Below are 13,661 nucleotides of genomic sequence, written 5' to 3' on the forward strand. Positions count from 1 at the left end.
GGGCCGGACCACCACCACGGACTCGACCACCTCGGGAGAAACGGAAAACCCCCATGCTCGACGACGCACCCCAGTCCACTGCGCCGCCCCAGCACTGGGTGGCGGTGGCCACCACCAAAGAAGTCACGCGACGCCGGAAGCTACGCATCGAGGTCGACGGTATCGGAATCGCCCTCTTCAGTACGGGCGAGAAGATCTACGCCTTTGCCGACCTCTGCGTCCACCAGGACCGCTCGCTGATCAAGGGCACCCTGCTCCACGGGAGGGTGATCTGTCCCGGACATCAATGGCGTTTCGACCTGGAAACCGGCTACGAGGAAGACCAGGACCTCTGCCAGCCCACCTACGGTGTCGCGATCTACGACGACACCGTCTATCTCGATCCGACGCCGCGCATCCGGCGCGGCCACAACGACTCCCGTGAGGATGATCCATCATGACGACCACCGTTGCGACCGTTGGTGCAGGTCAAGTCGCCGCCGTCGTCGCCAGGACCTTACGCCGGCGCGGATTCGACGGGCGCATCGTCCTGCTCGGCGCCGAACCGCATGCGCCCTACCAGCGCCCTCCGCTGTCCAAGGAGTTCCTCTCGGGCCGCGAGTCAGCCGAATCACTTGCATTGCTGACCCCGAAGTGGCTCTCGGAGAACGCGATCGAACTGAGGACCGGGACAACTGTGCGGCGGGTGAGTCCTTCCGACCGCAGCATCGAACTCGATACCGGAGAACTCCTGGACGTCGATGCCGTGGTGTTCGCGACCGGTGGACGTCCCCGCACCATCGAGACCACCGGCAGCCGGCCTGATCTCGTCCACCATCTACGAACGCTCGACGACTCGATGTCGCTGGCGCAGCGTCTCGTTCCGGGCGCTCGGCTCGCGATCATCGGCGGCGGCTTCATCGGACTCGAGATCGCTTCGACCGCAGTCGGTCTTGGTGTTTCGGTCACGGTTCTCGAGCGCGGACCGCTTCCACTGGTCGCGGTCCTCGGATCTGAGATGGCGCAGTTCTGCACCGGTTTGCACCGCGAACGCGGCGTCGAGATCCGAACCGACGCGCTGGTGCGCGAGGTGACGACCTCGGATGCGGGAGTCCGGATCACCCTGTCCGATGGGCACATCGTCGAAGCGGACGCCGTCGTGGTCGGGATCGGGATCGAACCCAACGTCGAGGTGGCGGCCGCCAGCGGGCTCTCGACCGCAGGCGGAATCGTCGTGGACGAATCCGGCCGCACCGGTATCCCCAACATCTACGCTGCCGGGGACGTCGCGTGCCGCGTGTCCGAGGCCGGCTCGAGCCGGGTCGAGCATTTCGACAACGCCAACCGCCAGGCCGGTGTCGTCGCCAACGCGATCCTGGGCCGGGAAACCGCCTCTGACGATCCCCACTGGTTCTGGTCCGATCAGTACGGGATGAACATCCAATTGACCGGCAGCACCCAGGGCGCCACCGACCTCGTCATCCGGGGAGACCAGGATTCCGGCGAGTTCGCCGCCTTCTACCTGCAGGAAGGTGTCCTGCGTGCGGCGTTCGCGATCGATCGTGGCGAGGACATCATGGCCGCACGGGAACTGATAGGACAACCCGTCGATCGTCGGATCCTCGCCGACGAAGACGCGGATCTGTGGGAAATCGACGAACAGATGGTGAATTGACATGAGTATCGAAGGCATGAACTTCGTAGCAGGACAATGGATTCCGTCTACGTCCGGAAAACGGTTCTCCAGATGCAATCCGGCGGATCCGGCCGATGTGATCGGTTCGTTCCCCGACTCCGACTCCGACGACGTACGCGCAGCCGTCGACGGCCTGGTCGCCGGCTTCTCCGAGTGGTCACAGAGCCCTCCCGAACGCCGGGCGACGATCCTGGAGGCCGCCGCCACGCTCTTGGAGCAGCGCGCCGACTCATTGGTCTCGGAATTGATCCGGGAAGAGGGCAAAACCGCCGCCGAGGCCCGGATGGAGGTGAGCCGGACCCCGATGAACCTGCGTTTCTACGCGGGCGAGGCAACACGCGCGACCGGCGCCACCTATCCGTCACCGGGCGAAGGTCTCGTCTACACGGTTCGGGAACCATTCGGGGTCATCGGCGCCATCACCCCATGGAACTTTCCACTCAACATCCCGTCCCGCAAGATCGGGCCCGCCCTGGCCGCCGGAAACGCGGTCTTGTTCAAGCCATCTGAACTGACGCCGCTGATGGGGCAACGACTGGTCGAGGCACTGCTCGACGCGGGCCTGCCACCGCAGGCGATCGCCCTGATCCAGGGCGACGGAAAGGCCGGTGCCGCAGTCGTCGCCGACGAACGGGTCGATGCGGTGACCTTCACCGGATCCACGGACGTAGGGCGAGTGATCCACCGCGAGGTCGGGCCGGCCCGGCGGGTGCAACTCGAGATGGGCGGCAAGAACCCGGTTGTGGTCCTGGCCGACGCGGACTTGGACAAGGCCGCCGCCCTCATCGTCAAAGGCGCCTTCGGCCTTTCGGGCCAGGCCTGCACCGGCACCAGTCGGGTGATCGCCGACACCACCATCCACGACGCTCTCCTGGAGCGGGTGGTCGGATTGGCCGAGGACCTCGTCGTCGGCGCAGGCACCGTACCCGGTGTCGCCATGGGACCCCTCGCCAGCGAGGCCCAGCTGGCCAAGTACCTGCACTACGTCCAAATCGGAACGGACGAGGGCGCGCACCTCGTATCCGGCGGAACCCGTTGCGCCGACGAACAACTGCGCGACGGCTTCTTTGTCCGCCCGGCAGTTTTTACGGACACCGCACCGGACATGCGCATCGTGACCGAAGAGGTGTTCGGTCCCCTGTTGGCATTCCAGCGGGTGACGTCGTTCGAGGAGGCGCTCACGCTTGCCAACGCAACGGAGTTCGGCCTGACCGCCTCGATCGTCACGCAGAACCTGGCCCACGCCAACAGTTTTGCCAACCGCTCGCGCACCGGCTTGGTCAAGATCAACCAGCCGACAACCGGTATGGCGATGAACGCACCCTTCGGCGGGTACAAGGACTCGAGCACCCAGACGTTCAAAGAACAGGCCGGACCGACGCTGATGCAGTTCTACCAGTCGGAAAAGACCATCTATCTCAATCCCACACCCTGACCCGTTGCGGTCCCACGCACTGGAGGAAACCTTGGAATTCAAGAGAGTTGCCCGCTCGGGACAGGTACCAGAAGGCATCGTGCGTCGGTTCTATGCCGACGACTACGAGGTCGCCGTGTCACGTCTGGACGGGAAGGCCTACGCCACGTCCAACTACTGTTCGCATCTCGACTGCCTGTTGTCGTCGGGAAAGCTCGTCCAGGACGGCATCGGTTGCTCCTGCCACGGAAGCGCATTCGACCTCGAGACCGGCGAACCCATCTGTCCACCGGCCACCGAGCCGATCAAGACCTATCCCGTCCAGGAACGCGACGGGGAGATCTTCGTCGGCATCGATCCCAACGAGCCCCCGGAGGGGCCCCGCCGGCGCAAGCTCCGCAAGTCATGACCACCAGGTCGCTCCGGCCACCGACACTGGCCGCCGGTGCCATGGTCTCGTCGAGCCACCCCTTGGCCAGCCAGGCCGGTGCCTCGGTCCTCGCCGACGGTGGAAATGCGATCGATGCCGCGCTCGCGATGGCCGCGGTGACCTGGTTGACGCTCCCCGGCCAATGTGGCATCGGCGGTGACGCATTCGCCGTGGTCGCCGAACCCGACGGTCGGGTGTGGACGGTCGGCGGAAGCGGTTTCGGTCCGGACGGGGGTACCCCGGAGTTCTATCGCGAACGGGGTCTGAGCGCCATCCCCCTCGACGGAGCCCTCGCCGTCTCCGTGCCGGGCGCACCCGCGGCGCTGGCCGCCCTGCACCGACACGGCGCCACCCGCAGTCTCGCCGAACTGTGGGAACCTGCGGCAGTCCTGGCCAACGGCGGACTCCCCTGTTCGGCCAAGACCCGCAACGACGTCCACACCGCACTGGGCGCAATCCAGCGCGACCGGGACCTGAGCAGCCGGTTCACCGATGCCGGGCAGGTACCACTGGTGGGCACACGACTACCTCAGCCCGATCTCGCCAAGACCATCCGGGAGCTCGCCGCCGATCCGCGCGCGTTCTATCGGGGCGACCTGGCACAGCGGTGCGTCCGCACCCTGCGGGACGGTGGCGCACCGTTTTCCGGCGACGAGTGGGCGCAGGGATGGGACGTGCATCCGGAGGCCGCCATCTCTGGCGACTACGCCGGGGCGACGATCCACCAGACACCACTTCCCACACCCGGGTGGATGGTCCTGCAGCAGGCAGCATTGTGTTCCGATGTCGGCGCCTCTCCCCTGCTGAGTGCGGCCGCGATCGATCAGTTCGCGAACGCCGCGCGGATAGCGTTCGAGGACCGGTTCCGCTGGAGTGCATCCGACAATGATGCAGTGACGCGAATTCTGCACCCGGACAACATCTCTGCCGGTCGGGCCCGCATGCTGACGACCCCCTCGCAGCAGTTCGCGGTCGGCGGTGGTGACACCACGTCATTGGTGACTGTCGATTCCGATGGGCGGGCGGTGAGCTTCATCCACTCGCTCGCCTTCACCTTCGGCGCGAAGATGACGGTTCCCGGCACCGGCATCGTGCTCAACAATCGGTTGGGCCGCGGTGCCTACCTGATCGACGGGCACCCCAATGAGGTGGCACCCCGGCGTAAACCACTGCACACCCTCAACGCCTGGGTGGTCACCGGCCGCTCCGGCGAACTGATGCACGTGGGCAACACGCCAGGCGGCGACGGGCAGGTGCAGTGGAACATGCAGTTGCTGTCCCACCTTCTCGACCACGGACTCGACCCGCAGGAATCCGTCGAGGCGCCACGGTTCACCGTCTATCCCGGTTCCGACGCCGATGTCATCGGCGCACCGCCGGAGCTTCGTGTCGAAGCGTCGATCGATGTCGGTGTCCGAGAACAACTCTCCCGCGCCGGACATCAGGTGAAGGTGTTGCCACCGATGGGTGCCGACGGAAGTGCCCAGATCATCTCGCTCGATCCACGCGGGATCCTCAGCGGCGGCAGCGATCCGCGACAAGAGGGGGTGGCGCTCGGTGTCGGCTGAAGCTCCCCGCCCCCAAGGGCTGTACGTGGCGGCGACCCGCTCCGGCAACACGATCCGGACCGCCGGCATGACACCGCGTCGCGACGGAATCCTGCTGATCACCGGCCGCGTGGGCGCGGAGGTCGGATTGACCGCCGCCCGCGACGCGGCCGCGGTCGCAGTCGGCAACGCCCTGACCGCGGTGTCGTCGATGATCGACGAGACCGAGTGTTTCCGATGCGTCGAGATGGTCGTCTACATTGCCTGCGCACCGGATTTCACCGACCTGTCCCGGGTCGCCGACGGTGCCACGGAGGTCTTGGTCGAGCGATTCGGCCCGGCCGGACTACCCGCGCGCAGTGCCATCGGTGTCTACGTCCTGCCGGGCGGAGCGCCCGTCGAGATCGCGCTCACCGCCGACATCACCCCCGCCTCGCCGTAGCGTCGGCCGGCGGTGGGTGCGAGACAACGTGTTCATCCGACCACCGCCTTCGAGATCGTGGCCGGATCGGATACAACGGCAGTCAGCGCCTGACGAGCGGAATGATCAGCGGCGTATGTGACTCGGGGTCATCGATGATCCGACAGGGCAGCCCGAACACGTCATGGACGAGTTCGGCTGTCACGATCTCGGTGGGCCGCCCTTCGGCAACGATCCGGCCGTCCTTCATCACGATGATGTGGTCGGCGTACCGGCAGGCGTGGTTCAGGTCGTGCAAGACCGCGACGAGGGTGTGTCCCTGATTGCGGTTGAGGTCGCTGCACAACTCGAGAAGGTCTATCTGATAGGCGATGTCGAGGAATGTCGTCGGTTCGTCCAGCAGCATCAACGGTGTCTGCTGGGCGAGCACCATCGCGACCCAGACCCGCTGTCGCTGCCCACCGGAGAGTTCGTCGACCAGGCGTCCGGACAGTTCGGTGACACCGGTTGCCTCCATCGCATCGACAACGGCGGTTTCGTCGTCGTTCGACCACTGCCGGATCAGCTTCTGGTGCGGATACCGGCCACGGGCCACCAGGTCGGCGACCCGGATGCCGTCAGGGGCGATGGACGCCTGCGGCAGAAGTCCGAGCTTGCGGGCCACTTCTTTGGCCGGATACGAGTTGATCGCCTTGCCGTCCAACAACACCGAGCCGCTGGTCGGCGTCAGCAGGCGGGAGAGAGCCCGCAGCAACGTCGATTTGCCACAGGCATTCGGCCCGACGATCACGGTGAACGCGCCGTCCGGAATCTGGACGCTCAGCGATTCACTGATGACCCGTTTGTCGTAGCCGATGGTGATGTCGCGGGCCTGTAGCCGGTCAGATGTCGCCACCGCCGCCTCGCCACCCGCCGCCGCCATGTCAACCTTGTCCATCTCACTCCTCGTCGAGGGGGTCATTGTCGTCGGGCTTCCCGGGCGAGCAACCACACCAGGTACAGCCCGCCCACCGACACGGTGACAACTCCCACCGGAAGTTGGTTCGGCGCGAAGGCCCGCTGGGCGATCAGGTCGCTCACGATGAGCAGCAGCGCACCCATCGCGGCCGCAGGCACCAGCGCCACCCCGGCGCTACGGGTGAGTCGCCGGGCCAGTTGCGGCGCTGCCAGGGACACAAATGCGATGGGGCCCGCTGCGGCGGTGGCCACCGCGGTCAGCGAGACCCCCAGCACGATCAGGCCGAGTCTGGTCCGTTCGGTGCGGATCCCCAGCGCTTTCGCGGCGTCGTCGCCCATGCCGAGGACCGGCATCCGATACGCGGCCCAGACGGTCGGCACGATCAGAACCCCGAGGATGACGAACACCGGTACGGCCTGACTCCAGCCGAGCCCGTTGAGCGAGCCGGCACCCCACGTCGCGGCCGACATCGCTGCCTCCAGATCCGCCTTGAGAATCAGCCAGGTGTTCACCGATTGCAGGATCGCGCTGATCGCGATTCCCACGATGATCAACCGGAACCCCTGGACCCCGCGTTTGAAGGCAAGGACGTACACGAGCAACGCGGTGACCACCCCGCCCACGAGTGCGCCGGCCGCGGTGCCGTAGTAACCCGTACCGCCGACCACGAGCAGGACCACCAGGGCACCGCTGTACGCGCCGGTGTTGAACCCGATGATGTCCGGGCTGCCCAGCGGGTTGTGGGTGATCGACTGGAAGATCGCGCCGCTGATGCCCAGCGCCGCACCGAGAACCAGGGCCAGCAAGACCCGGGGCATCCGCCACTTCATCACCACCAGCTCTTCGAGCCGGGTGCCGTCCGAGAAGATCGCGTTGACGACACGGCCGGGCGCGACCGGATAGTCGCCGGTACCGAGCGCGATCACAGCCGCCACGAGTGCCAGCGCGGCCAGGACGGCAACCACCGAGATGGCGCGTACATCGAACCTTCCGGACAGGCCGGTGCCAGGTAGTCGCACAACCACGAGGCGGCGGCCGAAGTCGATCTTCGAGGTTGTCACCGTCGCGGTCGGCGTTTTGCGGACATCGATGCTCACAGCCCACTCACCTTCGTGCGACGGACCAGGAAGATCAGCACGGGAGCACCGACGAACGCGGTGACGATACCCACCGGCATCTCCCCCGGACGGATCACCAGACGTCCGACGACGTCGGACAGCAAGATCAGAATCGGGCCGCCGATCAGGGTGTACGCGAGTATCCAACGTTGATCGGGTCCCACGATCCAGCGTGCGACGTGAGGCACCATCAGCCCGACGAATCCGATCGGTCCGGCCGCTGCGGTCGCGGCACCACACAACAGGGTCACCGCCGCAAAACCGATGATCCTCGTCCGCACGATGTTGGCGCCAAGGGAACGGGCGAGATCGTCGCCGAGTGCCACCGCATTCAGCGATCGGGCCACGCTCACGGCCATGATCAGCCCGATCACGACAAACGGGAGAATCGAATAGGTGACATCGAGGCCGCGCCCGGAGATCGATCCGGCGATCCAGTTGCGCATCTGGTCGAAGGCAGCCGGATCGAGCAGGATCATTCCGGTGGTGACGCCCTGGAACACCGCTCCGACCGCGACGCCGGCAAGCGTCAACCGAATCGGCGTGGCGCCCCCGCGCCCAGAGGATCCCACGATGTAGACGACCACCATCACGACGATCACGCCGATGAAGGCAAACCACACGTTCGACATGAGGCCGCTCAGACCGAAAACGCTGACCGCCAGTGCGACCGAAAACGCCGCACCCGCGTTGATACCGAGGATGCCGGTGTCGGCCAGCGGGTTTCGGGTGGTTGCCTGGATGAGTGCGCCCGAGACCCCCAACGCCATCCCGACAACGAGGCCGAGGACCGTTCGCGGGATGCGCAGTTCACGGATCACGATGTGATCGTTGGAGTTCTCAGGCGAGAACAGCGCTTGCCAAACGGTTCCCAGCGGGATGTCCCTGGATCCGATCGCAACGCTGAGCAGACACACCACCGCCAGCACGGCAAGGGCGACAAGGGCGCCCAGCATTCGACGTGTGTTGGTCGCGGCCAGTCCGTCCGGCCGCTTCTTCGCCACGTCCGTCCCACTGGTGGCTTCACTGCTTTTACGGAGGTCGGACCGAGGTATGGCACCGGAACGGAGATTCACCGGGGTAACCGGCCGATGTTGTGTTCTGCCTTCATTTCGCCGCCGACCTCACGACCCTCTCCGCACATGGATTACCTACGTCACAATTGGTTACGCTCACCTTAGTCATGACCATTCCATGTGCATTCCTCGGCCGGTCCGAGCGGACCGCGGAGGAACCGGTGTCGGGGCACTAGATCATGCTCGGGACGCCGGCCCCGGCCAGCGACGTGACGAGTTCACCGGACCGCACCGCGAGGTTCGACAACAACGACGACGTCAGTCCATGCGTGTGCTCGGTGTTGCCCTGCAGATAGATTGCACCGCCGACCCGATCGCTGGTCATCACCCGGTAATCCCGGGCCACAACCGGCCGTCCGTGTTCGTCGGCCGCACATTCATCGCCCAGCGGACCCAGCAGGTCGACAAGTCCCGTCGGACGGAAGCCGGTCGAGAAGATGATTGCGTCGCAATCGATCTCCTCGATCGCCTGACTCGGACGATGACAGATCCGCACCGACACCCCGGATTCGGAGTCGATGACCTTGCCGACTTCGGAGGCGCCCCGGACGAACAGCCGCCGATTGCCGCTGACCCGCTCCTGGTACTCCCGCCGGTACAGCTCTTCGATCAACGGGAGGTCGACCGCCGAATAGTTGGTGCCGCGGTGGTAGTCGAGCAACTGCTGACGGAGACCGGCCGAGGCCTGATGGAAGTCCACCACCGCTTCGGGATCGAAGATCCGGTTGGCGTAGGGACTGTCGTCGGCCGGGGTGTACCCGTACTTCCCGAAGACCGCATGAACCTCGGACCCCGGATACGTGTCGTGGAGGTAGGCGGTGACTTCCGCGGCGCTCTGCCCGGCTCCGACCACGACAAACCGGTGGTGCTTCTGTTCCGGCAATGCGGCCAGATGATCGAGAAGCCGATGATTGTGGAACACCCGCGGGCTCGGTTGTATGCCGTCGGGCAGACTCGCCGTCAGACCCGCTGCGACAACAAGATTGCGTCCCCGAATGGAAGGCCGACCGGCGACCTTGACCTCGAAGAACTCGCCGTCCCATTCCACACCACTGGCCTGCGCGCCGTAGGCCACATCGGCGTCGACCTTCTGGGCCGCCCAGGTCAGGTAATCGCTGAACTCGACCCGGGTCGGGAAGAAACTCTGATGATTGATGAAGTGGGACAACCGCCCTTGCTGCGTCAGGTAGTTGAGAAACGAGTACTCACTGCAGGCATTGCGCTGTGTGACCAGGTCTTTGAGGAATGAGATCTGCATCGTCGTGCCGGGCAACAACATTCCCCGATGCCAGCCGAAACGTGGTTGCTTCTCCACAAACTTCGCCACGATCCGGCGATCCGAGTCAACCGATCGGTTGTGCTCATCGATCGCGATCGCCAACGCGAGGTTCGACGGGCCGAAGCCCACACCCACCACGTCCGCGGGAGAACCATCGCCGATGGCCATTGTCATTCCTTCCTCGCCGGTCATCGCCGGTGGTCGACTGATCTGCAACCACGCCGGCCCAACCACATTGCTTTGGTTGATCGAGCTCAACAGGTCTGGGCTGACCCGGGTTCTTCTTCGACGGCCACCGCGTCGAGCCACACACCGACCACCGGCTCGGAAGCCAGATTCACGAAATCGGCACCGGGAGAGCCTGCCGTGCGCCACTTCTCGACCAGCGACATCAAGCGGATCGAATCCAGTCCGGCATCAAGTAGATTCGTGTCCTCGGTCAGCTCTTCCGGTGCCACATCGAGTAGTTCGGCGATATCCGAGACGATGCGCTGCCTCGACAGCACGGTGGAACCGCTCACATCACTCACCCTTGTCCATTTCTGTCAGTGCACTTCTCGGTGCCCGGCGTTTCAACGCGCCGGCTCCGGCCGTGGTGTTCGTTGATCGTTCTTCGAGATCTTGCCCACCGAGGTGCGCGGGAACTCCGTCACGAACTCGACAACGTCGGGGATCTTGTAGGCCGCCAGATCACGCTCTCGCAGAAACTTCCTGATCGCGAGCGAAGTCGGTGGTGTGGAGGCATATTCGGCGCGCAACACCACATACGCTTTGCTGCGCTCGCCGAGATGGTCGTCGGGGATGCCGACAACCGAGACGTCGTGGATCCACTCGTGTGCCAGGAGATGGTTCTCGACCTCTTCGGGTGCGATCTTCTCGCCCCCGCGATTGATCTGATCCTTCGCTCGGCCCACGACCGTGAGATAGCCGCGTTCGTCTTGCGTGACGATGTCTCCGGTGCGGTAGAAACCGTCGGCGGTAAAGGATTTCGCGTTGTGTTCGGCTGCCCGAAAATAACCGCGGATCGTGTACGGCCCCCGGGTCAGCAGGTGCCCGGCCTGCCCCCGCGGCAGGTCGCGGTCATTGTCGTCGACAACCCGGACCTCGTCGGCCTGCGAGATCGGACGGCCCTGGGTCGTGGTCACCGTGGTGATGTCGTCGTCGAGGCGTGTGTAATTGACCAAACCCTCGGCCATTCCGAACACCTGTTGCAGACGTGCGCCCAGGTCGGTTTCGATTCGCTCGGCCGCGCTTTGGCTGAACTTGGCCCCACCGACCTGGATCGTCTGCAGACTCGACAGGTCACGGGTTTCCCGCAGCGACGAGTTCATCCAGGCCAGCGCAACCGGCGGAACGAGGGAGACCATGGTGACCCGGTGCCGTTCGATCAGTTCGAATGCGGTGTCCGGACTGGGGTTCGGGGCCAGGATCACCGTGGCGCCGGCGTGGAACGCACCGAGTATTCCCGGCGAACTCATCGTGAAGTTGTGCGACACCGGCAGGACCACCAGCAGCACCGTGTCCGAGGTGACGCCGCAGATGCGGTTGCTCTCGCGTACCGAATAGAGGTAGTCGTCATGTGTGCGTGGGATCAGCTTCGGACGCCCGGTGGTCCCGCCGGACAATTGCAGAAAAGCCAGATCCGAGGGCAACGCAGCGCACCGGTACGGATTGCGTTCTCCGACTGCCGGATTCTCCGCACCGTGGGGCAGCACCACCGTCTGCAGGTCACCGAACTCGCTCTTCAATTCACCGGCAAGGCGTCCGTAGTCGAATCCGGCCGCCTTGTCGACAGTCACATACGCTGCAGCCTCGGCGAATTCGATGAAGTACCGGATCTCGCTACGGCGGTGTGCGGGCAACGCAAAGATCGGCACCGCGCCGATTGCGAACAGCGCGAACGTGATCTCGACGAACTCGACGACATTGGGGAAATGGACGACCACCCGGTCCCCGCGCCCGATCCCCATCGCGGACAGGGTGTCGGCGTGCGAGAGTGCGTTGTCGCGCAGTTCGCCGTACGTCACGGTTCGGCGTTCGTCGCGCACGGCAACGATGCCGGCATTGCGGGCAACAGAGCTTTCCAGCATCTCCCAGTGGGTTTCGCCCGTCCAGAACCCGCGGTCGCGGTAACCCTGAGCCACCTCCGGCGGATACGGAACCACTCCGTCCAACTCGGTTGACAGGGAGGCACTCCCGCCGGACTCAGGCAGCGGCGGCATGGCGCAGGACGCTGATCACGTCGTCGGTGGTGGTGACCACGGCGCAGCGTTTGGCCGCATAGGACAACGCCATCTCGTGCTCATCCCGGCTGAAGTCGGCGGTGGCGTCGGCGATGAAGAACGGCTGGATGTCGGTCATGAAGGCCTCGGCGGCGGACAGCATGCAGCCCATGTGCGCGTAGACGCCGGTGACCAACAGCTGATCTCGACCGTGGTGTGAGAGCAGCTCACGCAGGTCCGTGCGCTGGAACGCGGAGTAACGCCACTTCGTCACCTGGATGTCGGTGCTCAGCGGTGCCAGCTCGGAGACCACCTCGGTGTCGCGGCCGACGGTCAGTCCCGGACCCCACAGATCGGCCAACAGGCCCCGACGAGAAGGATGCTGGTCGCCCGGTTGCATGGTGAAGATCACCGGGATCTGCAGTCGCGCACACCATTGCCTGATCACCGCGATGTTGGGCATGACCGTGGCCATCGGTTCGGCATCGACCTGATAGGCATCGATGAAATAGTTCTGCATGTCGTGTATGAGCAGAGCTGCGCGCTCCGGCGCCAGCACCCAGGGTGCCTTGTTCTCCGGAATCACCGATGCACTCGGCAGTTCATACGGATCAATCGCCGGAATTGCCACAGACGGTCCTCCACTTTCTATATGTGGTCACGAAACACTGGCCAAAAGTTAGTGTAGGCACACTTAACTTGAATGCACCAGTCAGACACCTCACTGCTCACTGATCCAAGGTGGCCCCGCCGTCGACCCGCAGGTCATGCAGGGTGATGTGTCGGGCGGCAGCGGAGGCGAGAAATACTGCACACCCGGCGATCTCACTCGGATCCGCCAGGCGGCCGAGCGGGATCCCCAACCGGAAACTCTCCGGCGAGCCTGCGATGGTGGTCGCCGACCCATCGGGTGTGTCCCACATTCCCCGAAGCATCGCGGTATCGGTCGAGCCCGGCGAGATGACATTGCAGCGGATGCCCAGCGGCGCCAACTCCAGCCCCAGAGATCGGACGAATGCGGTTGCAGCAGCCTTGGATGCCGCGTAGGCCGCCATCCCCGCACGGGGCGCAGCCCCGGCATTGGAGGAGACAACCGTGATCGAGGCCGGGCCACGCAGAACGCGGGAAGCGGCCCGTGTCACGACCATCGTCCCGGTCGCGTTGACGGTCAGGACCCGATCCCATTCCGAATCAGTCAATTCCGACACCGGCCCGGTGGTGAGCACGCCTGCCGCATGGACCACCGCGTCCACCTGACCATGGAGTTCCTTGACGTGGTCGAACAAGCCCGCAACGGCATCCGGGTCCGTGACGTCGGCCCGGACATAGACGCTTGCGGCATCCCACGGCGATTCGATCGGCGCCGGGCCGATATCCGTGAGAACCACATTGGCCCCGGCCTCTGTAAACGCTCGAGCTGTTGCTGTTCCGATACCACCGGCGGCACCGGTGATCAGGACCGTCTTGCCACTGACGCCTGGCACAGACATGCGAGTCCAACCTCTCTTCGTGGGCATCGAG

At 65.0% G+C, this 13,661-nt stretch carries 14 protein-coding genes; 6 read left to right on the forward strand and 8 right to left on the reverse strand.

The window, feature by feature from the left end:
• Window positions 1-53: 53 nt before the first annotated feature.
• The 6 genes from AC1TQG_RS21800 to AC1TQG_RS21825 are packed head-to-tail and all read left to right on the forward strand — an operon-like array spanning window position 54 to window position 5,508.
• Window positions 54-440 (forward strand): Rieske (2Fe-2S) protein, encoded by a 387-nt coding sequence (locus AC1TQG_RS21800; RefSeq protein ID WP_482140170.1) that lies wholly within the window; start codon window positions 54-56, stop codon window positions 438-440.
• Complete coding sequence (locus AC1TQG_RS21805) at window positions 434-1,654, forward strand: NAD(P)/FAD-dependent oxidoreductase (protein ID WP_482141409.1); 1,221 nt, start codon at window positions 434-436, stop codon at window positions 1,652-1,654. The genes AC1TQG_RS21800 and AC1TQG_RS21805 overlap by 7 nt, the downstream gene beginning before the upstream one ends.
• Before the next feature lies 1 nt (window position 1,655).
• A complete protein-coding gene (locus tag AC1TQG_RS21810) occupies window positions 1,656-3,110 on the forward strand; it encodes an aldehyde dehydrogenase family protein (RefSeq protein WP_482140172.1) in 1,455 nt (484 codons plus the stop codon).
• Between the two features lie 31 nt (window positions 3,111-3,141).
• Window positions 3,142-3,498 carry a Rieske (2Fe-2S) protein gene (locus AC1TQG_RS21815; protein WP_482140174.1) on the forward strand — a complete coding sequence of 119 codons (357 nt, stop codon included), beginning with the start codon at window positions 3,142-3,144 and terminating at the stop codon, window positions 3,496-3,498.
• Window positions 3,495-5,087: a gamma-glutamyltransferase family protein gene (locus AC1TQG_RS21820; protein WP_482140176.1), complete on the forward strand. Its 1,593-nt coding sequence runs from the start codon at window positions 3,495-3,497 to the stop codon at window positions 5,085-5,087. Before AC1TQG_RS21815 ends, AC1TQG_RS21820 begins: the two co-directional genes overlap by 4 nt.
• A complete protein-coding gene (locus AC1TQG_RS21825; RefSeq protein WP_482140178.1) occupies window positions 5,077-5,508 on the forward strand; it encodes a RidA family protein in 432 nt (143 codons plus the stop codon). Before AC1TQG_RS21820 ends, AC1TQG_RS21825 begins: the two co-directional genes overlap by 11 nt.
• 82 nt (window positions 5,509-5,590) lie before the next feature.
• Here the strand turns inward: AC1TQG_RS21825 and AC1TQG_RS21830 are convergent, their stop codons facing one another.
• The 8 genes from AC1TQG_RS21830 to AC1TQG_RS21865 all read right to left on the reverse strand — a co-directional run bounded on the left by AC1TQG_RS21830 (window position 5,591) and on the right by AC1TQG_RS21865 (window position 13,630).
• Window positions 5,591-6,424, reverse strand: coding sequence for an ABC transporter ATP-binding protein (locus AC1TQG_RS21830; protein WP_482140180.1), 834 nt, complete (start codon window positions 6,422-6,424; stop codon window positions 5,591-5,593).
• Between the two features lie 20 nt (window positions 6,425-6,444).
• Entirely contained in the window at window positions 6,445-7,542 is a 1,098-nt protein-coding gene (locus AC1TQG_RS21835; protein WP_482140181.1) for a FecCD family ABC transporter permease, read from the reverse strand.
• The gene (locus tag AC1TQG_RS21840) at window positions 7,539-8,519 is read right to left on the reverse strand and encodes a FecCD family ABC transporter permease (RefSeq protein WP_482141411.1); all 981 of its coding nucleotides are present in this window, start codon (window positions 8,517-8,519) and stop codon (window positions 7,539-7,541) included. Before AC1TQG_RS21840 ends, AC1TQG_RS21835 begins: the two co-directional genes overlap by 4 nt.
• Window positions 8,520-8,811: 292 nt before the next feature.
• Entirely contained in the window at window positions 8,812-10,086 is a 1,275-nt protein-coding gene (locus AC1TQG_RS21845; RefSeq protein ID WP_482140183.1) for a lysine N(6)-hydroxylase/L-ornithine N(5)-oxygenase family protein, read from the reverse strand.
• 86 nt (window positions 10,087-10,172) lie between these two features.
• Window positions 10,173-10,439: a phosphopantetheine-binding protein gene (locus AC1TQG_RS21850; protein WP_482140185.1), complete on the reverse strand. Its 267-nt coding sequence runs from the start codon at window positions 10,437-10,439 to the stop codon at window positions 10,173-10,175.
• 51 nt (window positions 10,440-10,490) lie between these two features.
• Window positions 10,491-12,140, reverse strand: a complete 1,650-nt coding sequence (locus AC1TQG_RS21855; protein ID WP_482140187.1) for a (2,3-dihydroxybenzoyl)adenylate synthase — start codon at window positions 12,138-12,140, stop codon at window positions 10,491-10,493.
• Complete coding sequence (locus AC1TQG_RS21860; protein ID WP_482140189.1) at window positions 12,124-12,771, reverse strand: isochorismatase family protein; 648 nt, start codon at window positions 12,769-12,771, stop codon at window positions 12,124-12,126. Before AC1TQG_RS21860 ends, AC1TQG_RS21855 begins: the two co-directional genes overlap by 17 nt.
• A 97-nt stretch (window positions 12,772-12,868) precedes the next feature.
• Entirely contained in the window at window positions 12,869-13,630 is a 762-nt protein-coding gene (locus AC1TQG_RS21865; RefSeq protein ID WP_482140191.1) for an SDR family oxidoreductase, read from the reverse strand.
• Between the last annotated feature and the right edge of the window lie 31 nt (window positions 13,631-13,661).

The organism is Williamsia sp. Y844 (genome assembly GCF_056786475.1).